This is a genomic window from Agromyces arachidis (genome assembly GCF_052805135.1).
Window position 1 is genome coordinate 85,752 of the sequence record NZ_JBRBDK010000004.1, and the last position, 23,231, is coordinate 108,982.

23 protein-coding genes are annotated in these 23,231 nt (G+C 72.2%); 11 read left to right on the top strand and 12 right to left on the bottom strand.

Annotated elements, in window-relative coordinates; translation table 11 throughout:
• Positions 1 to 6 precede the first annotated feature (6 nt).
• The 7 genes from ACUY4T_RS07100 to ACUY4T_RS07130 are packed head-to-tail and all read left to right on the top strand — an operon-like array spanning position 7 to position 5,870.
• Complete coding sequence (locus ACUY4T_RS07100) at positions 7 to 975, top strand: DUF8832 domain-containing protein (RefSeq protein WP_446018224.1); 969 nt, start codon at positions 7 to 9, stop codon at positions 973 to 975.
• Positions 975 to 3,263 (top strand): heavy metal translocating P-type ATPase, encoded by a 2,289-nt coding sequence (locus ACUY4T_RS07105; RefSeq protein ID WP_446018225.1) that lies wholly within the window; start codon positions 975 to 977, stop codon positions 3,261 to 3,263. Before ACUY4T_RS07100 ends, ACUY4T_RS07105 begins: the two co-directional genes overlap by 1 nt.
• Before the next feature lie 19 nt (positions 3,264 to 3,282).
• Positions 3,283 to 3,663, top strand: coding sequence for a chorismate mutase (locus tag ACUY4T_RS07110; RefSeq protein ID WP_446018226.1), 381 nt, complete (start codon positions 3,283 to 3,285; stop codon positions 3,661 to 3,663).
• Positions 3,660 to 4,628 carry an SDR family NAD(P)-dependent oxidoreductase gene (locus tag ACUY4T_RS07115; RefSeq protein ID WP_446018227.1) on the top strand — a complete coding sequence of 323 codons (969 nt, stop codon included), beginning with the start codon at positions 3,660 to 3,662 and terminating at the stop codon, positions 4,626 to 4,628. Before ACUY4T_RS07110 ends, ACUY4T_RS07115 begins: the two co-directional genes overlap by 4 nt.
• Positions 4,625 to 4,855: a hypothetical protein gene (locus ACUY4T_RS07120; RefSeq protein ID WP_446018228.1), complete on the top strand. Its 231-nt coding sequence runs from the start codon at positions 4,625 to 4,627 to the stop codon at positions 4,853 to 4,855. Before ACUY4T_RS07115 ends, ACUY4T_RS07120 begins: the two co-directional genes overlap by 4 nt.
• Entirely contained in the window at positions 4,852 to 5,271 is a 420-nt protein-coding gene (locus ACUY4T_RS07125; RefSeq protein WP_446018229.1) for a pilus assembly protein CpaE, read from the top strand. Before ACUY4T_RS07120 ends, ACUY4T_RS07125 begins: the two co-directional genes overlap by 4 nt.
• Positions 5,272 to 5,306: 35 nt before the next feature.
• Positions 5,307 to 5,870 (top strand): hypothetical protein, encoded by a 564-nt coding sequence (locus tag ACUY4T_RS07130; RefSeq protein ID WP_446018230.1) that lies wholly within the window; start codon positions 5,307 to 5,309, stop codon positions 5,868 to 5,870.
• A gap of 7 nt (positions 5,871 to 5,877) precedes the next feature.
• On the opposite strand, the gene ACUY4T_RS07135 is transcribed toward ACUY4T_RS07130, so the two are convergent.
• The 4 genes from ACUY4T_RS07135 to ACUY4T_RS07150 all read right to left on the bottom strand — a co-directional run bounded on the left by ACUY4T_RS07135 (position 5,878) and on the right by ACUY4T_RS07150 (position 10,558).
• Positions 5,878 to 6,426, bottom strand: coding sequence for an OsmC family protein (locus ACUY4T_RS07135; protein ID WP_446018231.1), 549 nt, complete (start codon positions 6,424 to 6,426; stop codon positions 5,878 to 5,880).
• Between the two features lie 149 nt (positions 6,427 to 6,575).
• Positions 6,576 to 7,076, bottom strand: coding sequence for an NUDIX hydrolase (locus ACUY4T_RS07140; protein ID WP_446018232.1), 501 nt, complete (start codon positions 7,074 to 7,076; stop codon positions 6,576 to 6,578).
• A 49-nt stretch (positions 7,077 to 7,125) separates the two neighbouring features.
• Positions 7,126 to 9,444: a phosphoribosylformylglycinamidine synthase subunit PurL gene (gene purL / locus ACUY4T_RS07145; protein WP_446018415.1), complete on the bottom strand. Its 2,319-nt coding sequence runs from the start codon at positions 9,442 to 9,444 to the stop codon at positions 7,126 to 7,128.
• A gap of 298 nt (positions 9,445 to 9,742) precedes the next feature.
• The gene (locus tag ACUY4T_RS07150; RefSeq protein WP_446018233.1) at positions 9,743 to 10,558 is read right to left on the bottom strand and encodes a shikimate 5-dehydrogenase; all 816 of its coding nucleotides are present in this window, start codon (positions 10,556 to 10,558) and stop codon (positions 9,743 to 9,745) included.
• Positions 10,559 to 10,771: 213 nt separating this feature from the next.
• Here ACUY4T_RS07150 and ACUY4T_RS07155 point away from each other — a divergent pair, with 213 nt between their 5' ends.
• The gene (locus ACUY4T_RS07155; protein WP_446018234.1) at positions 10,772 to 13,915 is read left to right on the top strand and encodes a carbohydrate binding domain-containing protein; all 3,144 of its coding nucleotides are present in this window, start codon (positions 10,772 to 10,774) and stop codon (positions 13,913 to 13,915) included.
• 82 nt (positions 13,916 to 13,997) lie between these two features.
• Here ACUY4T_RS07155 and ACUY4T_RS07160 read toward each other — a convergent pair whose 3' ends face one another.
• The 5 genes from ACUY4T_RS07160 to ACUY4T_RS07180 form a co-directional block, all read right to left on the bottom strand.
• On the bottom strand, positions 13,998 to 14,867 hold the full coding sequence (locus ACUY4T_RS07160; RefSeq protein WP_446018235.1) for a hypothetical protein: 870 nt from the start codon (positions 14,865 to 14,867) through the stop codon (positions 13,998 to 14,000).
• Complete coding sequence (locus ACUY4T_RS07165; RefSeq protein ID WP_446018236.1) at positions 14,857 to 15,435, bottom strand: RNA polymerase sigma factor; 579 nt, start codon at positions 15,433 to 15,435, stop codon at positions 14,857 to 14,859. Before ACUY4T_RS07165 ends, ACUY4T_RS07160 begins: the two co-directional genes overlap by 11 nt.
• 247 nt (positions 15,436 to 15,682) lie before the next feature.
• Positions 15,683 to 16,549: a hypothetical protein gene (locus ACUY4T_RS07170; RefSeq protein ID WP_446018237.1), complete on the bottom strand. Its 867-nt coding sequence runs from the start codon at positions 16,547 to 16,549 to the stop codon at positions 15,683 to 15,685.
• Positions 16,539 to 17,117 carry an RNA polymerase sigma factor gene (locus ACUY4T_RS07175; RefSeq protein WP_446018238.1) on the bottom strand — a complete coding sequence of 193 codons (579 nt, stop codon included), beginning with the start codon at positions 17,115 to 17,117 and terminating at the stop codon, positions 16,539 to 16,541. Before ACUY4T_RS07175 ends, ACUY4T_RS07170 begins: the two co-directional genes overlap by 11 nt.
• Positions 17,118 to 17,267: 150 nt before the next feature.
• Positions 17,268 to 17,798 carry a DUF3817 domain-containing protein gene (locus tag ACUY4T_RS07180; RefSeq protein WP_446018239.1) on the bottom strand — a complete coding sequence of 177 codons (531 nt, stop codon included), beginning with the start codon at positions 17,796 to 17,798 and terminating at the stop codon, positions 17,268 to 17,270.
• Between the two features lie 84 nt (positions 17,799 to 17,882).
• On the opposite strand from ACUY4T_RS07180, the gene ACUY4T_RS07185 reads away from it, so the two are divergent.
• Together ACUY4T_RS07185 and ACUY4T_RS07190 are read left to right on the top strand one after the other, a co-directional pair.
• Positions 17,883 to 18,422, top strand: a complete 540-nt coding sequence (locus ACUY4T_RS07185) for an adenine phosphoribosyltransferase (protein WP_446018240.1) — start codon at positions 17,883 to 17,885, stop codon at positions 18,420 to 18,422.
• 82 nt (positions 18,423 to 18,504) lie between these two features.
• A complete protein-coding gene (locus tag ACUY4T_RS07190) occupies positions 18,505 to 19,239 on the top strand; it encodes a flavodoxin family protein (protein ID WP_446018241.1) in 735 nt (244 codons plus the stop codon).
• Positions 19,240 to 19,288: 49 nt separating this feature from the next.
• On the opposite strand, the gene ACUY4T_RS07195 is transcribed toward ACUY4T_RS07190, so the two are convergent.
• The gene (locus tag ACUY4T_RS07195) at positions 19,289 to 19,654 is read right to left on the bottom strand and encodes a hypothetical protein (protein ID WP_446018242.1); all 366 of its coding nucleotides are present in this window, start codon (positions 19,652 to 19,654) and stop codon (positions 19,289 to 19,291) included.
• 107 nt (positions 19,655 to 19,761) lie between these two features.
• Positions 19,762 to 21,138 carry a DUF2254 domain-containing protein gene (locus ACUY4T_RS07200; protein ID WP_446018243.1) on the bottom strand — a complete coding sequence of 459 codons (1,377 nt, stop codon included), beginning with the start codon at positions 21,136 to 21,138 and terminating at the stop codon, positions 19,762 to 19,764.
• Positions 21,139 to 21,189: 51 nt separating this feature from the next.
• On the opposite strand from ACUY4T_RS07200, the gene ACUY4T_RS07205 reads away from it, so the two are divergent.
• Positions 21,190 to 22,458 carry a mechanosensitive ion channel family protein gene (locus ACUY4T_RS07205; protein ID WP_446018244.1) on the top strand — a complete coding sequence of 423 codons (1,269 nt, stop codon included), beginning with the start codon at positions 21,190 to 21,192 and terminating at the stop codon, positions 22,456 to 22,458.
• 57 nt (positions 22,459 to 22,515) lie between these two features.
• Here the strand turns inward: ACUY4T_RS07205 and purQ are convergent, their stop codons facing one another.
• Complete coding sequence (gene purQ / locus ACUY4T_RS07210; protein ID WP_446018245.1) at positions 22,516 to 23,214, bottom strand: phosphoribosylformylglycinamidine synthase subunit PurQ; 699 nt, start codon at positions 23,212 to 23,214, stop codon at positions 22,516 to 22,518.
• Between the last annotated feature and the right edge of the window lie 17 nt (positions 23,215 to 23,231).

A 23,231-nucleotide genomic window follows, 5' to 3' on the forward strand; every position in this document is an offset into this window, starting at 1 on the left:
TCCGACATGAACGCGGCGACCAGGCTGGGGCTCTTCGCGGCGGGTGCGGCGGCGGTCTTCACCGCCGCGCTCGTCGCGGCCCCGCTCGTCATCCCGGCCGACGCCTCGGCCGCATGGACCTCGAACGAGGACGATCACATGGACACCACCGAACCCGGCCTCGGCGCTCACGCCGGCGCCGCGGCATCCGCCGACGACGTGCGCGGCCTCACGGTCTCGCACTCCGGCTACACCCTGACCGACCTGACCGCGCCGGCCGCGGCCGGCGCCGACGGCGAGATCGCCTTCCGGCTGACGGACGCCTCGGGCGAGCCCGTCACCGAGTACGAGATCTCGCACGACAAGGCGCTCCACCTCATCGTGGTGCGCACCGACGGCGCGAACTTCCGTCACGTGCACCCCGAGACCGACGGCGAGGGCGGCTGGGCCGTCCCGTTCGCCTTCGACGCCGCGGGCACCTACCGCGTCTTCGCCGACTTCGCCCCGAGCGAGCACGGCGAGACCGTCACGCTCACGAGCACGGTCGATGTCGCGGGCGACTTCGTCCCCGGCGCGCGCACCGCCGACGTCACCTCGAACACCGTCGACGGCATCACCGTCGAACTCGACGGCGGGCTCGTCGCGGGCGGCGAGAGGGACCTCACCTTCACGGTGACCCGCGACGGCGAGCCCGTCACGACGCTCGAGCCGTACCTCGGTGCCTACGGCCACCTCGTGGCGCTGCGCCAGGGCGACCTCGCCTACCTCCACGTGCACCCGATGGGCGAGCCCGGCGGCGTCACCGAGCCCGGCCCGGAGATCTCCTTCATGGCGACCGCGCCCACGGCCGGCCGCTACCTGCTCTACCTCGACCTGCAGCTCGACGGGGTCGTGCGCTCGGTGCCCTTCGTGCTGACTGCGACGGCCGGGTCGACGGATGCCGCAGCCGGCGCTTCGCACGACCACGAGGGCGCCGCGCACGGGGAGGGCCACTGATGACGGACGTCACCACCTCGCCCGAGCGCGTCGTCGAGCTCGAGATCGGCGGCATGACCTGCGCGTCGTGCGCCATGCGCATCGAGAAGAAGCTGAACAAGCTCGACGGCGTGAGCGCCACCGTGAACTACGCGACCGAGAAGGCGCGCGTCGCCGCCCCCGAGGGCGTCGACCAGGCCGAGCTCATCGCCGCGGTCGAGGCGGCCGGGTACCGCGCGACGGTGCCGGCACCGCCCGCCGGCCCGGGGGCATCGGGCGCCGGTGACGGCGGCACGCCCGCCGAGTCGCGCGCCGACGTCGAGCTGCGCTCCCTGCGCACCCGGCTCATCGCGTCGCTCGTGCTCTCGGTGCCGGTCATCCTCATCTCGATGATCCCGGCCCTGCAGTTCACGTACTGGCAGTGGGCGTCGCTGGCGCTCGCCGCGCCGGTGGTCACGTGGGCGGCCTGGCCCTTCCACCGCGCGGCGCTCGTCAACCTGCGGCACGGCGCCGCCACGATGGACACCCTCGTCTCGCTCGGCGTGACGTCGGCGTTCCTCTGGTCGCTCTACGCGCTGTTCCTCGGCACCGCGGGCGAGCCCGGCATGGTGCACGCCTTCGAGCTGACCGTCGCCCCGAGCGACGGTGCGGCCAACCTCTACCTCGAGGTCGCCGCGGGCGTCACGATGTTCATCCTGCTCGGCCGGTACCTCGAGAAGCGCTCCAAGCGCGCCGCCGGTGCGGCGCTCCGAGCCCTGCTCGAGCTCGGCGCGAAGGACGTCGCGGTGCTGCGGGGCGGCGTCGAGACCCGCGTCCCGGTCGAGGAGCTCGCAGTCGGCGACGAGTTCGTCGTCCGCCCGGGCGAGAAGATCGCCACCGACGGCGTCGTCGTCGACGGCCGGAGCGCCGTCGACGCCTCGCTCGTCACCGGCGAGTCGGTGCCCGTGGAGGTCGAGGCCGGCGACGCCGTCGTCGGCGCGACCGTCAATGCGGGCGGGCGGCTGGTCGTCCGCGCCACGCGAGTCGGCGCCGACACGCAGCTCGCGCAGATGGCGCGGCTCGTCGAGGACGCCCAGGCCGGCAAGGCCGAGGTGCAGCGCCTCGCCGACCGGGTCGCGAGCGTGTTCGTCCCGATCGTGATCCTCATCGCCGTCGGCACGCTCGGCGCCTGGATCGGCGGCGGGTTCCCGATCGCGGCGGCCTTCACGGCCGCGGTCGCGGTGCTCATCATCGCGTGCCCCTGCGCGCTCGGCCTCGCCACCCCGACGGCACTGCTCGTCGGCACCGGTCGCGGCGCCCAGCTCGGCGTGCTCATCAAGGGCCCGGAGGTCCTCGAGTCCACGCGTCGCGCCGACACGATCGTGCTCGACAAGACGGGCACGGTCACGAGCGGGCGGATGTCACTCGCGAGCGTGCACCCGGCCGACGGCGTCGACGAGGCCGAGCTGCTGCGCCTCGCGGGCGCGCTCGAGCACGCCTCGGAGCACCCGATCGCGAAGGCCATCGCCGACGGCGCAGCCGCGCGGGTGGGCGCCCTGCCCGCGCCGGAGTCCTTCGAGAACCGGCCCGGACTCGGCGTGCACGGCGTCGTCGACGGGCACCTCGTGCTCGCCGGCCGGCCCGCGTTGCTCGCCGAGTGGTCGATCGAGCCCGACGCCCGCGTCGCGGCATCCGTCGCCGAGGCGGAGGGCGGAGGCCGCACCGCCGTCGTCGTCGCGTGGGACGGCGTCGTGCGCGGCGCGCTCACGGTCGCCGACGCCATCAAGCCCACGAGCGCCGATGCGGTCGCGCGTCTGCGAGGGCTGGGTCTCGAGCCGATCCTGCTGACGGGCGACAACGAGACCGTGGCGCGCCAGGTCGCCGCCGAGGTCGGCATCGACCGCGTGATCGCCCAGGTGCTGCCGGCCGACAAGGTGGCCGTGGTCTCGCGCCTGCAGGGCGAGGGCCGCACGGTCGCGATGGTGGGCGACGGCGTCAACGACGCCGCGGCGCTCGCGCAGGCCGACCTCGGCATCGCCATGGGCACCGGCAGCGACGTCGCCATCGAGGCGGCCGACCTGACGCTCGTGCGCGGCGACCTGCTTGCCGCGGTCGACGCGATCCGGCTGTCACGACGCACGCTGCGCGTCATCAAGGGAAACCTGTTCTGGGCGTTCGCGTACAACGTCGCGGCGATCCCGCTCGCGGCGCTGGGCCTGCTGAACCCGATGCTCGCCGGGGCCGCGATGGCCTTCTCGAGCGTGTTCGTGGTCGGCAACAGCCTTCGGCTGCGCGCGTTCCGTTCGGCCGTCGGGAGCGACGGAGCCTGACACGCCGTAGGGTCGAATCATGAACGCCGAGACCCCCGACTCCGCCACCGCCCCCGCACCCCAGGTGCCGGGGGTCGGCGGCGCCGTCGACGAACGCGACGCCGCGATGAGCGAACTGCTCGGCATCCGCTCGAGCATCGACAACATCGACGCGGCCCTCATCCACCTGCTCGCCGAGCGCTTCAAGTTCACCCAGCAGGTCGGCCGGCTGAAGGCCAGGCACGGGCTGCCCCCCAGCGACCCCGACCGCGAGAAGCGGCAGATCGCGCGGCTCCGCGCGCTCGCCGAGGACGCCCACCTCGACCCCGCGTTCGCCGAGAAGTGGTTCAACTTCGTCGTCGCCGAGGTGATCCAGCACCACGAGGAGCTCGCCGGCAGCGGGGGGTCGGACGAGCTGTGAGCTGGTACCCGACGCCGGTGCCGTCGCAGGCGGGCCGCACCGTGCTCGTCACGGGCGCCAACGCGGGCCTCGGGTTCTTCACGTCGGCACGCCTCGCCCGCGCGGGCGCCCACGTCGTGCTGTCCGGTCGTCGGCCGGAGCGGCTCGCCGCTGCGGTCGCCGCGATCCGCGCGCGGGTGCCCGCGGCATCCGTCGAGGTCCTCGTCATCGACGTCTCGTCGCTCGACTCCGTCTCGGCCGCGGTCGACCACCTGCTCGACCGGGCGCCGCTCGACGTCGTCGTGCTGAACGCGGGCATGGTCCACACGCCCTCCACCCGCATGGAGAGCGTCGACGGGCACGAGCTCGTGCTCGCGACGAACGTCCTCGGGCACTTCGCGCTGCTCGCCGGGACGGTGCCGCACCTCGCGCCGGCCGCGCGGATCATCACCATCGGCTCGATCTCGACGCGCCTGTCGACGTTCCGGACCGACGACCTGCAGCTCCGCCGCTCGTACGACCCCTGGCGGGCCTACGCGCAGTCGAAGATCGCCTCGGCCTCCCTCGCGTTCGAACTCGACCGGCGCCTGCGGCGTGCGGCGACGGATGCCGCGGAGGAGGTCGGCGCCGCGTCGGTCACGCCGCGACTGCACAGCATCCTCGCCCACCCCGGCTACTCCATCTCGGGGCGGACCCCGCGCGTGCGGGGCGTCAACGAGCCGCCGCGCCTCGACCGGTTCGCCGATGCGCTGCAGGCGCCGATCGCGCAGGGCAAGCACCGCGGTGCCGACGTCATCGTGCACGCGGCCGCCGCCGACGACGTCGAGGGCGGGCAGTACTGGGGGCCGCGCTACGAGGTCAAGGGTCCGCCGGCGCTCGGCACGCCCACGCGCACGACGCGCGATCCGAGGATCGGCGCCCGCGTGTGGGACTTCGCCGAGGAGGCCACCGGCACCCGGCTCGCCGTCGGAGGTGCGGGACGGTGATCCGGAGCGCGCTCGGCCGGTGGTGGGCCACGCCGCGTACGCGTCTGGCGGTGGCGCGGGTGCTCGTCGTGGCCGGGATCGTGCTGGTGCTCGCGGCGTTCGCGACCACCCGCTGGGGCTTCGTGTTCGCCGGCATCCTGCTCATCGGGTTCGGCGCCGCCGCGGGGCCCGCCCGGATCCGCCGCGACCGGCGCGAGCGGCCTTCCGAGCCGGGGGCGCCGCGATGATCACGCGCGAACTCGCCCTCCGGCTGCGCGATGCGGGCCTCGTGTGGCACCCCGAGTCGGGCGACCGCTTCCAGCTCGACCTGCCGAGCAACGTCGAGGCCGACGTCGAGGCCGACACCTTCACGGTGAGCGAGATGACGATCGAGACCCGTCGCTACTCGACGGGCACGATCCTCGCGTTCAACGGCACCACCGAGTGGGCGCTCGACTCGGTCGCGCTCGCCGACGCCGTGTGGCTGCCCCGCGAGGACCAGTTGCGCGAGTTGCTCCGCGCGACGTTCCGGGTCCTGCGACGCCTGGCCGACGCCTTCGAGGTCGAGATCGAGCTCGACGGGCAGCCGCGCCGGTTCGAGCACCCCGACCCGGCCGAGGCCTATGGCATGGCGCTGCTCGCCCTCATCGAGCGCACGCGCTGAGCGTTCGGCGGCCGCCGGGCTCGTAGGCTCGAGGCATGGCTGCAACGGATGCCGCGGCGGAGGCGGCGGTGGCACGCGCGCGCGACGCCGTCGACCGGGCCGTGCGCGAGCTCGCCGCGGCATCCGCTCGCACCGAGACGCTCGCCGAGTACGTGCCGGAGCGCCGCGTCATGGGCCTGCCCCGTGCGGCGCGGATGGCGGTGGTCGGCCGCGTCTGGCGACTCGGGGTGCTGCTCCTCGACGCGGAGGGCCGGCTGTACGCGACGGGCCGCGTCGTGCGCGCCGAGCGCCCCGTGCGGAGGAGCGTGATCGCCCAGTCGGTCGCCGAGCAGCGCGCCTACCGTGCGGCTGCCGTCAAGGGCGGCATCGCCGAGGGGACCACGGTCGTCTTCGACGCCCGGCCGCTCGAGCTCGAGCCCGGTGCGCTGGCGGATGCCGCGGCATCCGGCACCACGCCGTTGGTCCTCGCGACGGCCGCCGACGGTTCCGCAGAGGTCGCCGTGCGCTGGGACCCGGCTCGGGCCGACGCGGTGATCCCGCTCGGGCGCTACCTCGCCGAACGCGCCGACTTGCTCGCCCATCCGCCGCAGGGGGCCTGACGCCGGCTCAGCCCAGCCGCACGCTGGTGGGGACCGGGTTGGCGAAGAGGTCGAGCACCGGGCAGCGGTCGTCGACCGTGCGGCGCAGCTCCTCGTACCGCTCGCGCGACTCGGGGCCGGTCAGGCGCACGTCCAGCCGCACGGCGTCGAAGCCGGGGCGGACCGTGTCGTCGATGCCGAACAGGCGACGGGCGTCGAGATCGCCCTCCGCGGTGATCTCGATGTCGTCCACCGCGATGCCGAGCGCGTTCGCGTAGAGGCGGTAGACCACGATCTGGCACGAGATGAGCGCGCCCAGGGCGTACTCCACGGGGCTCGCCGCCACGTCGTCGCCGGCCAGCGCCGCCGGCTCGTCGACGGTGAAGCGGTGGCGGCCGGCCGTGATCTCGCTCGCGACGGCGCCCGTGCCGCGACCGTTCACGCGGTAGGTCAGGCGCGCCGTCGACGCGTCGGCGGCGATGCGCTCGTTCCACGCGGCGCCGGCGGCGTCGAGGCGTGCGGCGCGGTCTGCGGCGTCGGTCCGGGTGGCTCGGGGGGTCTGGTCGATGATCGTCATGGCGGCGAGGCTAGCTCCGCCGCCGGCAGGTGCGTCGTCCGCGTCGTCACCGTCGGTCACGCGGCGACACGAGCGGTCACGGGGCGACACGAGCGGTCACGGGGCGACGCGCCGCGTCATCCGGCCGAGGCCTTCGGAGCGTGCTCGAGTCAGAAGCCGAAGGCCGTGATCGGCGGGAGCCCGCCGTCGCGCCATCCTTCGAGCGCGTACCGCTCGTGGTGCACCATCCGCTCGGGCAGGGCGTCGAGCGGGAACCACTCGAGCGCGCTCGCCATGTCGGCCTCCTGCCGCGACGGCGATCCGCGCCACGATCGCGTCGTGAAGAACACGTCGAGGCGCTGGTCGATCGGAAGCCCGGTAGGTGCCGTGCGGTGCATGGCGGTGATGACCTCGAGGTCGGGCTCGGCGACCTCGACCCCGATCTCCTCGCGCGTCTCGCGGACGGCGCCGGCGGTGATGGTCTCGCCCGCGTCGACGTGACCGGCGGCGGATGCCGCCCACCAGCCGTCGTAGTACCCCGTGCCGTCGCGCAGCTGCAGCAGCACGCGGTCTCCGTCGACGAGGAAGACATAGGCCGCCGGGATGAGCGCGAACGTGCCGTGCGCGGCGGCGTACTCGGCCGGGTAGGTCTGCCGATCCTCAGGACTCATGCGGCGACCCTGCCGGGCGCCGGAGCGCATCCCGCGGACGGGCGACGCATCACTGGCCGAGGACGGGGCCGAACGCGTCGGCGAGCGGTGCGCGGTTGACCGAGCGGAGCTCGTCGACCGGCACCGTGAAGGCGCCCTGCACCTCGAGCGAGCCCGACGCGGCATCCGTCACGCCGATGCGGCGCACGGGGACGCCGCGCCCCTCGCACAGGCCGCGGAAGCGCACGTCGTCCTCGCGCGGCACCGTGACGATCACGCGCGACGCCGACTCGGAGAAGAGCGCCGTGGCGAGGTCGATGCCCGCGTCCTCGACGACCTCGTTCAGCACCACGCGGGCGCCCACGCCGAAGCGCGACACGGCCTCGGCCAGGGCGATCGCGAGGCCGCCGTCGCTGAGGTCGTGCGCCGAGTCGACCAGGCCCTCGAGCGCCGCCGCGGCGAGCAGCTCGCCGAGCTGCTTCTCGCGGGCCAGGTCGACCACGGGCGGCACGCCGCCGAGGTGGTCGTGCACGACGCCCGCCCACGCGGAGCCGTCGAGCTCGGCGTAGGTCTCGCCGAGCAGGTAGATGTTGTGGCCGTCGTCCTGCCAGCCCGACGGGACGCGGCGCGCGACGTCGTCGATCACGCCGAGCACGGCGACCACCGGGGTCGGGTGGATCGGCACGTCGCCGGTCTGGTTGTAGAAGCTGACGTTGCCGCCCGTGACCGGGATGCCGAGCTCGAGGCATCCGTCGGCGAGGCCCGTGACCGCCTCGGCGAACTGCCACATGACCTCGGGGTTCTCGGGGGAGCCGAAGTTGAGGCAGTCGGAGATGCCCATCGGCGTCGCGCCGGTGACGGCGACGTTGCGGTAGGCCTCGGCGAGCGCCAGCTGCGCGCCGCGGCGCGGGTCGAGCTGGCAGTATCGGCCGTTGGCGTCGGTCGCGACGGCGACGCCGAGGCCCGACTCCTCGTCGACGCGGATCATGCCCGCGTCGTCGGGGGACGCGAGGGCGGTGTTGCCGAGCACGTAGCGGTCGTACTGGTTGGTGATCCACGCGGCATCCGCCTGGTTGGCCGAGCCCACGAGCTGCAGGAACTGCGCGCGCAGCTCGTCGCCGGCGTCGTCGGCGGGCCGGGGCAGGGCGGCCGCGGAGTCGGCGCGGAGCGCGTCGAGGTACGAGGGGTACGTCATCGGGCGCTCGTACACCGGGCCGTCGACGGCGACGGTGCGCGGGTCGACGTTCACGATCTCCTCGCCGCGCCACGTGATGCTGAGTCGGCCGGTGTCGGTGACCTCGCCGAGCACGCTCGTCTCGACGTCCCACTTGCCGACGACCTCCATGAAGCCGGCGAGCTTCTCCGGGCGCACGATCGCCATCATGCGCTCCTGGCTCTCGCTCATGAGGATCTCCTCGGGCGTGAGCGACGGGTCGCGCAGAAGCACGTCGTCGAGCACGATCGACATGCCGCCGTCGCCGTTGGCCGCGAGCTCGCTGGTGGCGCACGAGATGCCGGCCGCGCCGAGGTCCTGGATGCCCTCGACGAGGTCGCCCTGGAACAGCTCGAGGCAGCACTCGATGAGCACCTTCTCGGCGAACGGGTCGCCCACCTGCACCGCCGGGCGCTTGGTCGGGCCGCCCTCGGCGAACGTGTCGGACGCGAGGATCGACGTGCCGCCGATGCCGTCGCCGCCCGTGCGAGCGCCGAACAGCACGACCTTGTTGCCGACGCCCTTCGCGTTCGCGAGGTGCAGGTCCTCGTGGCGGAGCACGCCCACCGCGAGCGCGTTGACGAGCGGGTTCTTCTGGTACACCGGGTCGAACCAGGTCTCGCCGCCGATGTTCGGCAGGCCGAGGCAGTTGCCGTAGAAGCTGATGCCCGACACGACGCCGTGCACGACGCGCGCGGTGTCGGGGTCGTCGATCGCGCCGAATCGGAGCGCATCCATGACCGCGACCGGGCGCGCGCCCATCGAGATGATGTCGCGGACGATGCCGCCGACGCCGGTCGCCGCGCCCTGGAACGGCTCGATGAAGCTCGGGTGGTTGTGCGACTCGATCTTGAAGGTGACCGCCCAGCCCTCGCCGATGTCGAGCACGCCCGCGTTCTCGCCGATGCCCACCATCAGGTGCTGCTTCATCTCGGGCGTGACCTTCTTGCCGAACTGGCGCAGGTGCACCTTGCTCGACTTGTACGACGCGTGCTCGCTCCACATCACGGAGTACATGGCGAGCTCGGCGCTCGTGGGGCGCCGGCCGAGGATGTTGCGGATGCGCTCGTACTCGTCGGGCTTCACGCCGAGCGCTGCGTACGGCTGCTCCTTCTCGGGGGTCGCCTTCGCGACCTCGACGGTGTCGAGCTGCGCCGTGCGCGGCGCCTCGATGATCTCGGCCGCGGCCGGGTCGCCGGGCTCCGCGGTCGTGCTGGCGGCGTTGGGCGAGGTCTCAGTGGTCACGGGTGGCGAGCTCCAGGAGGTGGCGGCGAGCGGATGCCGCGGGGCGGATGCCGGACCCTGCGAGTCTACCGGCCGTGCTCACCTGAGCAGCGCGGGGGTCATCGCCGGCTCTTCTCAGGAGTTATCCGGCGGGTCGCGTCGGGAGGCGGCATGTCGTCCTGAGAAACGTGCGATTTCGGCGCCGCGCTCCTGAGAAACGCGATGGGTGACGGATGCCGCGAGGCGGGCGTCACTCGGCGCGGGAGAACGCGGCGGCGCGCTCGACCTGGTCGCGGGTCAGGGCGACGCCCGTGTACCGCTCGAACTGGCGCGCGGCCTGCAGCGCGACGACCTCGGCTCCGGTGATGACGGGCGTGCCCGCGGCGCGCGCGGCCGCGATGAGCGGCGTCTCGGCGGGGAACGCCACCACGTCGAAGACCGTCGAGGCGCGCTCGATGAACGGCTCGGCGAAGGCCAGCGCGGCGGCATCCGCTCCGTGCATGCCGAGCGGCGTGACGTTCACGACGACGTCGAAGGATGGCTCGGGCTCGTCGGGCGTCCAGGCGTAGCCGTACTTCGCGGCGAGCGCCGGCCCGGCCTCGGCGTTGCGGGCGAGCACCGTCAGGTCGTCGAACCCGGCGCCCCGGAACGCCGCGACCACCGCTTTCGCCATCCCGCCGGATCCGCGCACGATCACGCGCGCCGCCGGGTCGAGCCCGTGCTCGGCGATCAGCTGCGCGACCGCCTCGTAGTCGGTATTGGATGCCGTGAGCCGGCCGCCGTCGTTCACGATGGTGTTGACCGACTCGATGGCCGCGGCGGAGTCCTCCATCGCGTCCACGAGCGGGATCACGTCCTCCTTGAACGGCATCGACACCGAGCAGCCGCGGAAGCCCAGGGCCCGCATCCCCCGGATCGCACCCTCGAGGTCGTCGGTGGTGAACGCCTTGTAGAGGAAGTTCAGCCCGAGCTCGTCGTAGAGGAAGTTGTGGAACCGCGTGCCCAGGTTCGACGGGCGCCCGGAGAGCGAGATGCAGACCTGCATGTCCTTGTCGAGGATCGGCATGCGTCCATTCTCGCGGGCCCACGGCGCGGTCGTGTGTCGATCGCTCGATCGCGCGGGCCACGGTCGGGTAACGACTCGACATCACCCGTTGAGGATTCAGGTGACACGTGTCATCATGTCCCGGGAGCGGCCAACGAGGGCCGCCCGAACTGTGACGGAGCAGACATGCAGGCGAGAATGAGAGCGCTCTCACGAGGCGGCGGGGTCGCCATCGTGGCCGCAGCACTCCTGGTCCCGCTCGGCGCGACCGCGTCGGCCGCGGCCGAAGGCACCACCACGATCATCACCGACTTCGAAGCCGGTGCCCCCTCGGGCTTCTTCAGCTACGGCGCGGCCGGCTTCGGCATCGTCGACGTCGCCGAGGGCAGCGCCGACGCGAGGCCGCAGCAGCAGGGGTCGACCAAGGTCCTCTCGTACGGCTGGGACGTGACCGCGTCCGGGTCCTTCGGCGGCGTCGGCGAGACCTTCGCCGCGACGCGCGACATCAGCGCGTACGACGGCGTGAGCTTCTGGATGCGCGGGTCGGGCAACGGCACCGCCCTCCAGTTCGAGATCTTCGACAACGGGGCCAACGCCGACGCGTCAGAGCGCTTCGACACGGTGATCGTCGACGACACCGCCGGATGGCGCCAGGTGCTGCTCCCGTGGTCGTCGTTCAGCCGCGCCACCGACTACAACCCCGGCGGAGCCCCGAACGACGGTCTCGGCCTGACCGAGGTCTGGGGCTACGCGCTCCCTGCCGTCAACGGGGCCAACACGGTGCTCGTCGACGACATCGCCGTCTACTCCGGCGTCGAGGTCGCCCCGACGGTCTCCTTCGCCGCCTCGTCCGCGAGCCTCATCGAGGGCGACACGCGCTCGATCGAGGTGCGGCTCGACCGCGCGCTGCAGACGCCGGTGACCGTCTCCCTCCAGGCAGCGGATGCCACCGCCGTGGCCGGCGACGACTACGTCGACCCGAGCACCACCGTCGAGTTCGCCGCAGGCGAGACCACGAAGACGGTCGACCTCGAGACCGTCGCCGACGACGTCGAGGAGCCGACCGAGACGCTGACGCTCACCCTCGCCGATGCGAACGGCGCGGACCTCGGCTCGCCCAAGAGCATGACCGTCACGATCCTCGACGACGACGGCGAGGTCGTCGGCCCGCCGGACGGTCGCACCCTGATCGTCGACGACCACGAGACCCCGCTCGTGCAGGGCGACGACGGCGGCATCCCCGTCGGCTGGTTCGCCGCCCAGGACCCGAACAGCTCGGTGTCCTTCGAGCGCACCGACGCGCCGCCCGCCGCGGTGCCCGGGTCGGCTGAGGGCAACGACGTGCTGCAGGCCGACTTCAGCGTGACGAGCTTCGGCGTCGTCGTGCGCAACTTCACCAACGAGGCGGCCGACGCGTGGACCACGCAGGACTGGTCGACCTACGAGGGCATCGGCTTCTGGCAGTACGGCAACGGCTCCGGCACCGACCTCTTCCTCGACCTCCTCGACAACCGGAACCCCGGCTCGACGGTCGACGACGCCGAGCGCTTCGTGGTCTCGTACAAGGACGACTGGCGCGGCTGGAAGTTCCTCACGTTCGACTTCGCGGACTTCTCGCGCAAGAACATCGGCAACAACGCGCCGAACGACGGACTGACCCTCACCGAGATGCACGGCTACGCGTTCGGTTCGCTGCGCACCTCGGCGCCGCAGACGTTCCTCTACGACGACGTGCTGCTCTACGGCGAGGCCGAGCCGCCCGCCCTGTCGGTCGGCTTCGACCGTGCCGGGTACGAGGTGACCGAGGGTGACACGCTCACGGGCGTCATCCGCCTGAACCGCGTCGCCGAGGAGGACGTCACGGTCGACTACGAGTCGTTCGCGACCGAGGCGCGCACCGCGACCGAGGACCTCTCGGCCACCCCCGACCGCGACTTCACGCCGGTCAGCGGCACCGTCACGATCCCGGCGGGCGAGCGCGAGGCCACCATCGAGCTGCCGACGCTGCAGGACGGCAAGTACGAGGTCGACGAGACCTTCGTCGTGCGCCTGTCCGACCCGGTCGGCGCCGAGTTCGGCTTCGTGCGCACCGCCACGGTGAGCATCCAGGACGACGACGAGAAGGACGCGTCGCTGGTCGACGACTTCGAGTCGACGCCGTGGCTCTTCGACACGACCGGCAAGTCGGCGCTCACCACCCGTGAGATCGCGGCCGACTCGGGCGCGGGCTACGAGGGCCAGGACGCGTACGAGACCGTCGCCGACTTCGCCTACCGGGGCGAGTCGACGCTCGGCCGCGAGTTCGCGGGCGGCCAGGACTGGTCCGACGCCGAGGGGCTGAGCTTCTGGGTGAAGGGCTCCGAGAAGGCCACGCCGATCACCGTCGAGATCCAGGACGACCCGGCGCCCGACGCCGGCCCCGACACCTGGGAGCTCGCGTGGAGCGACGAGTTCGACGGCCCCGCCGGTGCTCCGGCGAACCCGGAGAACTGGACCTACGAGACCGGTGGCTGGGGCTGGGGCAACGACGAGCTGCAGTACTACACCGACAGCACCGACAACGCGGCGCTCGACGGCGACGGCAACCTCGTCATCACGGCCCGCGAGATCGACCCCGCCACGACCGACCTGGAGTGCTGGTACGGGCCCTGCGAGTACACTTCGGCGCGCCTGATCACCGAGCAGAAGCAGGAGTTCGAGTACGGTCGCATCGAGTCGCGGGTGCAGGTGCCCGAGGGCAGCGGCATCTGGCCGGCCGTGTGGTCGCTCGGCACCGACTTCCGCGAGGTCGGCTGGCCGCAGACCGGAGAGATCGACGTCATGGAGTTCGTCGGCCGCCTGCCGAACGAGATCTTCGGCACCATCCACGGCCCCGGCTACTCGGGCGGGCAGTCGTACGGCGGCATCTACGACTTCGGTGCACCGGTGCCCGGCGACTGGCACGAGTTCGCGGTCGAGTGGACGCCCGAGGAGATCGTCTGGTCGGTCGACGGCATCGTCTACCACCAGGCCGACCCGGCGGATGTCGCGCCGAACGAGTGGGTCTTCGACCACCCGTTCTCGCTGCTGACCAACGTCGCGATCGGCGGCAACTTCGGCGGCGCCCTCGGCGACGACCTGGAGTTCCCGCAGTCGCTCACGGTCGACTACGTGCGCGTCTACCAGGCGCCCGACACGGCGGAGCGCTTCACGGCGAGCACCGTCGTGCGCGGCACCGGCTGGCAGCAGGTGACCATCCCGTTCGACGCGTTCGAACGGGCCGACGAGCAGCCCGCGGGTGCGCCCGACGACGGCCTCACGCTGACGGACGTGCAGGGCTACTCCCTGACGTTCGCCGGCAAGGGCAAGGTCTCGATCGACCGGGTCACGGTCGAGTGAGCCTCGTCGCCTAGCCCGACGTACGAGGGCGGGGCGGATGCCGCGGCATCCGCCCCGCCCTTCGTCGTTCCGGTGATCAGCGTCAGACGCCTCCGACGCCGAAGTTGTACGGTGCGAAGATCGTGCTCGACGCGCCATACCCCTCCACATCGGTCACGCCCACGGAGTAGGCGTTGTCCAGGTCGGAGCCGGACGGGCGGTCGCCAAGGGGGTCGCCGGTCTCCACGGGGAAGAAGTACCGGTCCCCGAGGGTCGGAGCCTGGTCGAGCTGTGCGGCAAGTGCCTCGACGTCGTCGCCTGGCCCGAAGCCATCCACGGTCCGCACAGTGACGCCGTCTCCGATGATGGCCGCGGTCGCCTGGATGCGCAGATTCATGTAGATGTTCGGCTCCGGAACGTCGTCCGTGAGCCACTGTTCTTCGTGGTCCGCCACGACGAATCCGTCCCATCGGTACCGCGTGAACGGCGGCGTCTCCATGGTCCCGTCGCTCCAGCTCTGTTCCGGCGCGACGCCGAACACGGTCTCGAGGGTTCCGACGAATTCGGTCGCCTCGGCGTCGTACGAGACGCTCGTCACGAGCGCGCCATCCGCGTCGTGCAGGTCGAGTCGTTCGGGCCGGACGACGATCTCCGTGACCGTGGTCAGCGGATCGACCGGTGGGGCGGTCTCGATCTCGAACGGGCGCGGCGTCGGCGAGGGCGCTGCCGCGGCGGTCGGCGTGGGCTTCGGCTGTGCGATGGGGTCGTCGTCGTCGCTGATGATTCCTGCGGCGATGGCGGCGCCGGCGCCGAGTCCGAGGGTGAGCAGGATGGCGGTGCTGGTGATGATCGCGCGGTTGCGGGCGCGGCGGCGGGCCGGGGCGGGGTCGTGGGCCGCCTCGTCGAGGACGCGTTGCTTCATGGTGACGAGCATGCGGGTGAGGTCGTCACCGGTGGGGGGTTCAGTTCTCATCGACGGTCACCGCCTTCCTCAGTCGTGCGCGGTTTCGGGACACGCGTTGCTTGACGGCGCCGACGCTGAGTCCGAGTTCGTCGGCGACCTCCTGGTAGGGCCGGCCCTCGATCAGGCAGAGTTCGCAGATGCGCCGGTCGACCGGAGCGAGCCGTTGGATCTCGTCCATGACCCAGCGCAGTTCCTCGCGGGCCTGGTCGGCGGGTTCGGTGCCGCCGCCGAGCCCGGCACGGTGCGCCCGGTCGGACTCGGAGAGATTGCCGGCCCGGTTCTTCGCCTGCTTGCGGTTGGCGTTGAACGCCAGGTACCGGCAGGTGACCAGCAGCCACGGCAGCATCGACGTCTCGGCGATCGTGACCGTGGTCGCCTTCCGCCACGCGGTGAGGAACGTGTCCTGCACGACCTCCTCGACGTCCATCCGGGTCGGGGCCAGCGCCCACGCGTACCTGGTCACCGCGGCGGCGTGGCGGTCGAAGATCAGCGCGAGCGCCTGTTGATCGCCGTCGGCCAGCCGCGTGAGCAGCTCCGCGTCGGTGGTTCCGATGTGCTCCACGTGCACCTCCCTCACCCAGACAGTGTCCCGGGAACCGGGAAGGTGACACCCAGCCGGAGAAAACCTTCCGGGAGGACCTGATCAGTCCCGACCGCGGCGGACCGCGCCGCAACTCGCAGACGACGACGTCCGCGTGGTCGGGCACCGTGTCGGTCGGCCTGGTCACGGTCGAGCGACCGGGCGCTCCTAGCCCGACGAACGAGGGCGGGGCGGATGCCACGGCATCCGCCCCGCCCTTCGTCGTGTCGGCGACGGCGACGGCTCAGTTGGTCCCGTCCTCGGGGGCGAAGTTGAACGGTGCCCATACGATCGCGCCCAGCGGAGTGTCACCCGCCTCGTTGGCCACCACCGCCATGGCATCCACGTATCCCGCTCGGTCCGGGCCCAGCGCCGGCCCGTACTCGAGGGCCACGAGATCCTGCCCGGACTGCCCCGTCATGTCGTACGGGATGCCATGCGCCGCAGCATAGGCGGCCAGATCGTCCCCAACCGAGAAGCCGCTCGCGGTGGTGACGGATACGCCGTCTCCGATGCTTGGGAGCAGCGAGGTCACGACGAGTCTGGTGCCGGCGCGGTGCATCCAGGGCTCGTGGTGTTCGGCGACCTCGATGCCTGTCCACGTGTAGACCCGTGCGAGCAGGTCGCCATCCGGCGCGTAGTCCGTCACTTCGGGCTCTTCGTCGAGCACAGCCGCGAGCACAGCCGCGGTGGTCGCCCCGTCGCCCTCGTACGACAGCGTGCGGACCAGTGTGCCGTCGCCGTCGGTGAGTTCGAGCCCTTCGGGCCGGAGCGTGATCGTCGTGACCGTACTCAGCGGGTCGACGGGTGGAGCGGTCTCGATCCCGAAGGGCGTCGGCGTGGGGGCCGGAGCGGCCGCGGGAGCGACGGCCGACTCGGGTTCGGATCGCGCGGCGGTCGGCTCCTCGTCCTCGCCGATCATGCCGGCGGCGATCGCCGCCCCGGCGCCGAGTCCGAGGGTGAGCAGGATCGCGGTGCTCGTGATGATGGCCCGGTTGCGGGCCGCCCGGCGGGCAGGCGCGGGGTCGTGGGCGGCCTCGTCGAGGACGCGTTGCTTCATGGTGACGAGCATGCGGGTGAGCTCGTCGCCGGTGGGGGGTTCAGTTCTCATCGACGGTCACCGCCTTCCTCAGTCGTGCACGATTCCTGGACACGCGCTGCTTCACGGCGCCGACGCTGAGCCCGAGCGCGTCGGCGACCTCCTGGTAGGGCCGGCCCTCGACGAGGCACTGCTCGCAGATCTGCCGGTCGACGGGGTCGAGTCGTTCGATCTCGTCCATGACCCAGCGCAGTTCCTCGCGGGCCTGGTCGGCGCGTTCGGTGCCGCCGCCGAGCCCGGCACGGTGGCCGCGGTCGCCGTCGGGCAGGGCGTCGGCCCGGTTGCGGGCCTGCTTGCGGTTGGCGTTGAACGCCAGATACCGGCAGGTGACCAGCAGCCACGGCAGCATCGACGTCTCCGCGATGGTGATCGTGGTCGCTTTCCGCCACGCGGTGAGGAAGGTGTCCTGGACGACCTCTTCCACGTCCATCCAGGTCGGGGCGAGCGCCCACGCGTACCTGGTCACCGCGGCGGCGTGGCGGTCGAAGATCAGGCCGAGCGCCTGTTGATCGCCGTCAGCGAGCCGCCCGAGCAGTTCCGCGTCGGTGGTTCCGATGTGCTCCACGTGCACCTCCCTCATCTAGGCAATGTCCCGGGAACCGAGAAGGTGACGCGCACCCGGAAGCCGTTTCTCAGGAGTTATCCGGCGGGTCGCGTCGGAACGCGGCGTGTCATCCTGAGAAACGTGCCGAAAGGGGCCGGGGCTCCTGAGAAAAGAGGTGGGAGAGGGTCAGTCGCGGCCGCCGGGCGGACCGATCATGAGGAGGATCGTGAAGACCGCGGCGATGCCGAGCACCGACACGATCGTGAGCAGGAGCGGGCGCGCGAGGAACCAGCGCAGCATCCGGTTGACGGGGTTGCCGTCGGCGGGGTGATCGGTGGCCTCGCGGCGCCAGCCGCCCTCGAGCCGACCGTCGCGCAGCATCCGCAGCTCGAACGGGATGGTGGCGTACGGCACCACCGCGAAGAGCACGCCCAGCGCGACGAGCCCGATCGGCCAGCGCTGGTTGACCCCGACGAGCAGTGCGACGAACGCGTACGCGAGGAAGACGAAGCCGTGCATCGATCCGCCGACGAGCACGGCCCAGTCGAGCCCGAGCCCCGCGCGCATGATGAGGCCGATGATCAGGATCGTCCACGTGATCGCCTCGGCGAACGCGAGGAGCCGGAAGAGCCGCTTCGGCGTCAGTCCGGGGGCGACCGAGGTGACGGTCTTGGTCGTGGCGGGCGGCGGCAGGATGGGGGACTCGGGGGAGCTCACCCGACCATCCTGCCAAGTCGGCCTGCTCATCGCATCGATCGTTCGGCTGACGATGTCCTCGCCCTCCGCCGGCACGGGTAGGGTGTGCCGGTGGACGATGACCAGGTGCGCGCGCTCGTCGAGTCGAAGCTCGCGACGATCCCCGACTTCCCCGAGCCCGGCGTGCTCTTCCGCGACCTCATGCCCGTCTTCGCCGACGGCCCCGCGTTCCACGCGCTGTCCGAGGCGCTGACGGCGCCGTTCGCGGACCGCTTCGACGACCTCGCGGGCGTCGAGGCGCGCGGCTTCCTGCTCGCGGGCGCCGCGTCGGCCCTGTGCGGCGCGGGGGTCTTGCCGGTCCGCAAGGCGGGCAAGCTGCCGCGCGCCGTCATCCGCGAGGAGTACGACCTCGAGTACGGCACGGCCGCGCTCGAGGTGCACCACGGCGAGCTGCCGCCCGGCTCGCGGGTGCTCATCGTCGACGACGTGCTCGCGACCGGCGGCACCGTCGGCGCCGCTGCGCGCCTCGTGGAGCGCGCGGGATGGACGGTGGCGGGCATCTCCGTCGCGATCGAGCTCGAGGCGCTCGGCGGCCGTGCCGCGCTCGGCGACCGCTACGAGATCCACAGCGTCCTGCAGTACTGACGCCGGGTGAGCGGATGTCGCGCAGGTGTGCGTTCGCTGACAAGGCCGTGGCATCCGCTCGTCAGCGGAGTAGCGTCGCCCCATGGCAGCCGAACCGGATTTCAGCGACCTGAGCGCGGTCTTCATCAACTGCACGCTCAAGCGGTCACCCGAGACGAGCAACACGCAGGGCCTGATGGATTCGAGCATCAAGCTGATGCGCGACCACGGCGTCGCGGTCGAGTCGATCCGCTTCGTCGACCACGACGTGGCGACGGGCGTCTACCCCGACATGCGGGAGCACGGCTGGCAGTACGACGCCTGGCCGGAGGAGATCTGGCCCAAGATCGAGGCCGCAGACATCATCGTCGTCGGCGGGCCGATCTGGCTGGGCGACAACTCGTCGGTGACCAAGCGGCTCATCGAGCGGCTCTACGCGATGAGCGGCGAGAAGAACGCCAAGGGGCAGTACGTCTACTACGGCAAGGTCGGCGGCGCGATCATCACCGGCAACGAGGACGGCATCAAGCACTGCGCGATGGACATCCTGTACAGCCTGCAGCACATCGGCTGCACGATCCCGCCCGCGGCCGACGCCGGGTGGATCGGCGAGGCCGGGCCCGGGCCGAGCTACCTCGACGAGGGGTCGGGCGGCCCCGAGAACGACTTCACGAACCGCAACACGACCTTCATGAGCTACAACCTGATGCACCTGGCGAAGCTGCTGAAGGATGCCGGCGGCATCCCGGCCGTCGGCAACGTCCGGTCCGAGTGGGACTCGGGCCAGCACTACGGGTACGTGCCGACGCCCGACCACCCGAACCCCGAGTACCGCTGACGCGCGAGGGCGACGGCGAGGCGGACGCGGACGGCGTTCGCCCGCCGCTTCAGTCCTCGTCGGAGTGAGCGTCGCCGTGGTCGCCGCCCGGCCGGTCTGCGTGTGGGCCGGGCAGTCCGCGCATCGGGCCGCCGGGTCGGCCGTCCCGGTCGGGGCCGCCGTCGCGAGGTCCGTCGTCGTCCGCTCCGGACGCCGCGGCGACCGTGTCGACTCCGAGGAGGGACGCCGCCTGGCCGGCGACGAATCCGCTGCCGAAGGCCAGCACCATGAGCACGAGCGCCGCGGCGACCGGCACCCAGAGCTGCCGGTACCACGGCCGGCGGGCCGTCGTGCGGTCGGGTGAGGCGGATGGCGCGGGCGCCGTCGGTGCCGTCTGGTCCGCCGGCGCCGGTCGGGGGTCCTGCTGTTCGGTCATGGTGCCGCTGTCCTCCCTGTGCGGTCGGCGGGCCGCTTCCCGCCGACCCCACCCTGCGGCGGAAGGCTCTGCGCGGCCTATGACCGCGCCCGGAACGGGCCGGGAACTCAGTCGCCGACGCGCGCGGCGGCCCGATCGAGCGCGGCCCGCGACTGCGCCTCGAGGTCGGCGAATCGCGCTCGTTCGACCTCGTCGTAGTCCTGGCGGGTGACGGAGGCGGAGAGCCGTTCGAGTTGGCCGCGCAGCACCGAGAGGCGCTCGCCGGAGGTCGTGCGCGCCGCGACGTCCTCGACCACGCCGTACAGCCGCTCCGCGACGTCGGGATCGCCCGCCCCGTAGCGGCGGATCTGCTGGAGCGCCGTCTCGACGAGCGCAGCGAAATCGGTGCGCTGCAGGACGAGCCGGTCGCGGCCGGCCTCGTCCACGACGGTCGCGGGCTCGGGAGGGAGCTCGGCGAGGTCGGCGAGCAGCGCGGCGAGGTGTCCGAGCGCGTGCACCGCGGTCGTCGGGTCGTTCACGCCGGGCGAGAGCGCCTTCGTCGCGATGTCGGCCATCTGGCGAACGCCGTAGCCGATGTCCTGTCGCGGCGTGCGTTCGTAGTCGATCGAGATGGCGCTGCGCACCGCATGGTCGACGGCATCGAGGTCCGCGCGGGTCTGGACCGTGCTGGACGCCTCCGACGGCCACCACGAGGCGACGGCGGTCCCGGCCACCACGCTCGCCCCGACCGCCTTGAGTTCCTTGATGACGAGGTCGCGGTCCTTCGCCAGGCCGAGGAGCCGGTCGCGCGAGATCGCGGTCACGAAGCCCGACCGCGCGGCCAGGACTTCCCGCTCGCTTCGGTCGGCCGGCGGGATCGCCGGCTCGTCGCGGCCCTCGTACGGATGCTCCGCGATGAGCGCGACCGTGCGCGACGCCTCCGCGTTGACGTCGCGGAGCATCGTCTCGACGCGCAGGATCCTCGCCAGGTGACCGAGGAAGAGCGTGAGCACGAGCACGCTGACGAGCGTGAGCACGACGGCGACGGTCACCGAGATGCGCGGCACCTCGACCTCCACCGCGCTGCCGTCGTCCGAGACGGTCCTGAGCACGACGAGCGAGTACGCGAAGGTCCCGAGGAAGGACGCGAGCGCCCAGTGCACCATCGGATCCGCGGCGAACAGGCGCAGCAGCCTCGGCGATGCCTGGCTGCTGGCGAGCTGCAGCGCCACCACCGTCAGGGAGAAGGTGAGCGACGTCGCCGTGATCAGCGACCCGCTGATCGTGGTGAGCACCGCCCGCGCCGCGTCGACTCCGCCGGAGAAGACCCACGCCTCCACCGTCGGCGAGAGACGGCCGTCGACCGCTCGGTCCAGTTCCGGCAGCAGCACCCCGAGGATGACGCCCACGACGAGCGCGCCGGCGGGGATCGGCCAGAGCCGCGACGCGGCCGCTTCGCTGAATGAGGAGAGGCGCCGACGCGCCCCGTTGGATCGTTCGGTCATCGGGCCTCCCGTCCGGCAGCCTACGCTGGTGGGCGACCGGAGGGAGTCCGCATGCCCGACATCTCCACATGGGAGCCTGCCGTCGTGTTCGCCATCGCGCTCGTCGCCGTGGCGATCGGCGTCTTCGTCATCTCGGCCATCGCGTCCGTCATCGTCCGGGCCGTGGCGCGTCGCCGCGGCTGGGCCGCGATCCTCATCCGCCGCCTGCGATGGCCGTTCCGCACGGTGCTGCTCGTCGTCGGCGTATGGATCGCCATCGCGGCCGCCTTCCCCGAGGGCGAGTGGCGTCCGGGCGTCGAGCACGCCATGTTGATCGCCCTGATCGCGGCGGGCGCCTGGCTCGTGGCTCAGTTGCTGCTGTTCCTCGCCGATGTCGGCGAGCGACGGTACGACGTCGGCGTCGCCGACAACCGGGTCGCCCGCCGGGTGCACACCCAGCTGCAGGTGGTCCGGCGCCTCGCGGTGGTGGTCGTCGTCCTCGTGGCGATCGGCGCGGCGCTGCTCACCTTCGATGGCGTCCGGGCCGTCGGCGCGAGCCTGCTGGCGTCGGCCGGCATCGCGTCCATCGTCGCCGGTCTCGCGGCCCAGTCGGTACTCGCGAACGTCTTCGCCGGCGTCCAGCTGGCGTTCTCCGAGGCGATCCGCGTCGACGACGTGGTGGTGGTCGAGGGCGAGTGGGGCCGGATCCGCGAGATCACCCTCACCTACGTCGTGGTGATGACCTGGGACGAGCGATCCGTCGTGCTGCCCTGCACCTACTTCACCACGAAGCCGTTCCAGAACTGGACGAAGTACGGCAGCGCCCTGATCGGCTCCGTCGAGCTCGACGTCGACTGGCGCGTCTCCACCGACGCGATGCGCGAGGAGCTCGACCGCGTGCTCGAGGGCAACGACCTGTTCGACGGCCGCACGAAGGTGCTGCAGGTGACCGAGGCGACCGGCGGACTGGTGCGGGTGCGGGTGCTCGTCAGCGCGCACGACTCGGCGGCGCTCTGGGACCTGCGATGCCTGGTCCGCGAGGAGCTGGTCGAGTGGATCCGCGAGCAGGACCGCGCGGCGCTGCCGGCGCAGCGGGTGCTGGTCGGCGGACGGCCCGACGAACCCCTGGTCGAGGCCCGAGCGGATGCCGCGACGCCCTCGCGTTCGACGGACGAGCAGCCGACGCGCGAGCGCGCCGGGCTGTTCTCGGGCAGCGAGGAAGCCGAGCAGCGCGCGTCCGAGTTCACTGCGGCGATCCCGGTCGTCGACGTCGATGCCGGGGCGGACGCCGTGTCGCACGGCGACGCCGACCGAGGCGACGACGCGGGCGAGCGACGCTGACCCGCGCCGTCGGCCGCGGGCGGGCCGGCCGGCGCGTCACCGCGCGTCGGCCGGAGCCTACGCCTCGACCAGGGCGCGGCGGATGACGCTCGTGAAGAACCCGAGCCCATCGACGCCGGACCGCATGGCGGCGGGCGTGTCGGGTCCGAAGCCCGGCTCGACCGCGTGCTCGGGGTGCGGCATGAGGCCCACCACGTTGCCGCGCTCGTTCGTGATGCCCGCGATGTCGCGGAGCGACCCGTTGGGGTTGACGTCGACGTAGCGGAACGCGACGCGCCCCTCGCCCTCGAGCCGGTCGAGCGTCTCCTCCGATGCGATGAAGCCGCCCTCGCCGTTCTTCAGCGGGATGGTGATCTCCTGGCCGGCCTCGAAGTCGCCCGTCCAGGCGGTCGAGGCGTTCTCGACGCGCAGCACCTGGTCGCGGCAGACGAACGCGCCGTGGTCGTTGCGGATGAGCCCGCCCTCGAGCAGGTGCGATTCGGTCAGCATCTGGAAGCCGTTGCAGATGCCGAGCACGGGCATGCCCTTGTTCGCCGCGTCGACGACCTCGGTCATGATCGGGCTGAGCGAGGCGATCGCACCGCAGCGCAGGTAGTCGCCGTAGCTGAACCCGCCGGGCAGGATGAGCGCGTCGACGCCCTCGAGGTCGTGGGACCCGTGCCAGAGCGCGACGGGCTCGCCGCCCGCGAGCCGCACGGCGCGCTGCGCGTCGCGGTCGTCGAGCGAGCCGGGGAAGGTGATGACGCCGATGCGCATGCGGGTGCCTCCGGTCG

Coding starts and splice junctions, on each gene's coding strand:
- ACUY4T_RS07100 (WP_446018224.1), top strand. CDS start 7: ATGAACGCGGCGACCAGGCTGGGGCTCTTCGCGGCGGGTGCGGCGGCG.
- ACUY4T_RS07105 (WP_446018225.1), top strand. CDS start 975: ATGACGGACGTCACCACCTCGCCCGAGCGCGTCGTCGAGCTCGAGATC.
- ACUY4T_RS07110 (WP_446018226.1), top strand. CDS start 3,283: ATGAACGCCGAGACCCCCGACTCCGCCACCGCCCCCGCACCCCAGGTG.
- ACUY4T_RS07125 (WP_446018229.1), top strand. CDS start 4,852: ATGATCACGCGCGAACTCGCCCTCCGGCTGCGCGATGCGGGCCTCGTG.
- ACUY4T_RS07130 (WP_446018230.1), top strand. CDS start 5,307: ATGGCTGCAACGGATGCCGCGGCGGAGGCGGCGGTGGCACGCGCGCGC.
- ACUY4T_RS07135 (WP_446018231.1), bottom strand. CDS start 6,426: ATGACGATCATCGACCAGACCCCCCGAGCCACCCGGACCGACGCCGCA.
- ACUY4T_RS07140 (WP_446018232.1), bottom strand. CDS start 7,076: ATGAGTCCTGAGGATCGGCAGACCTACCCGGCCGAGTACGCCGCCGCG.
- ACUY4T_RS07150 (WP_446018233.1), bottom strand. CDS start 10,558: ATGCCGATCCTCGACAAGGACATGCAGGTCTGCATCTCGCTCTCCGGG.
- ACUY4T_RS07160 (WP_446018235.1), bottom strand. CDS start 14,867: ATGAGAACTGAACCCCCCACCGGTGACGACCTCACCCGCATGCTCGTC.
- ACUY4T_RS07170 (WP_446018237.1), bottom strand. CDS start 16,549: ATGAGAACTGAACCCCCCACCGGCGACGAGCTCACCCGCATGCTCGTC.
- ACUY4T_RS07175 (WP_446018238.1), bottom strand. CDS start 17,117: ATGAGGGAGGTGCACGTGGAGCACATCGGAACCACCGACGCGGAACTG.
- ACUY4T_RS07190 (WP_446018241.1), top strand. CDS start 18,505: ATGGCAGCCGAACCGGATTTCAGCGACCTGAGCGCGGTCTTCATCAAC.
- ACUY4T_RS07195 (WP_446018242.1), bottom strand. CDS start 19,654: ATGACCGAACAGCAGGACCCCCGACCGGCGCCGGCGGACCAGACGGCA.
- ACUY4T_RS07200 (WP_446018243.1), bottom strand. CDS start 21,138: ATGACCGAACGATCCAACGGGGCGCGTCGGCGCCTCTCCTCATTCAGC.
- ACUY4T_RS07205 (WP_446018244.1), top strand. CDS start 21,190: ATGCCCGACATCTCCACATGGGAGCCTGCCGTCGTGTTCGCCATCGCG.
- purQ (WP_446018245.1), bottom strand. CDS start 23,214: ATGCGCATCGGCGTCATCACCTTCCCCGGCTCGCTCGACGACCGCGAC.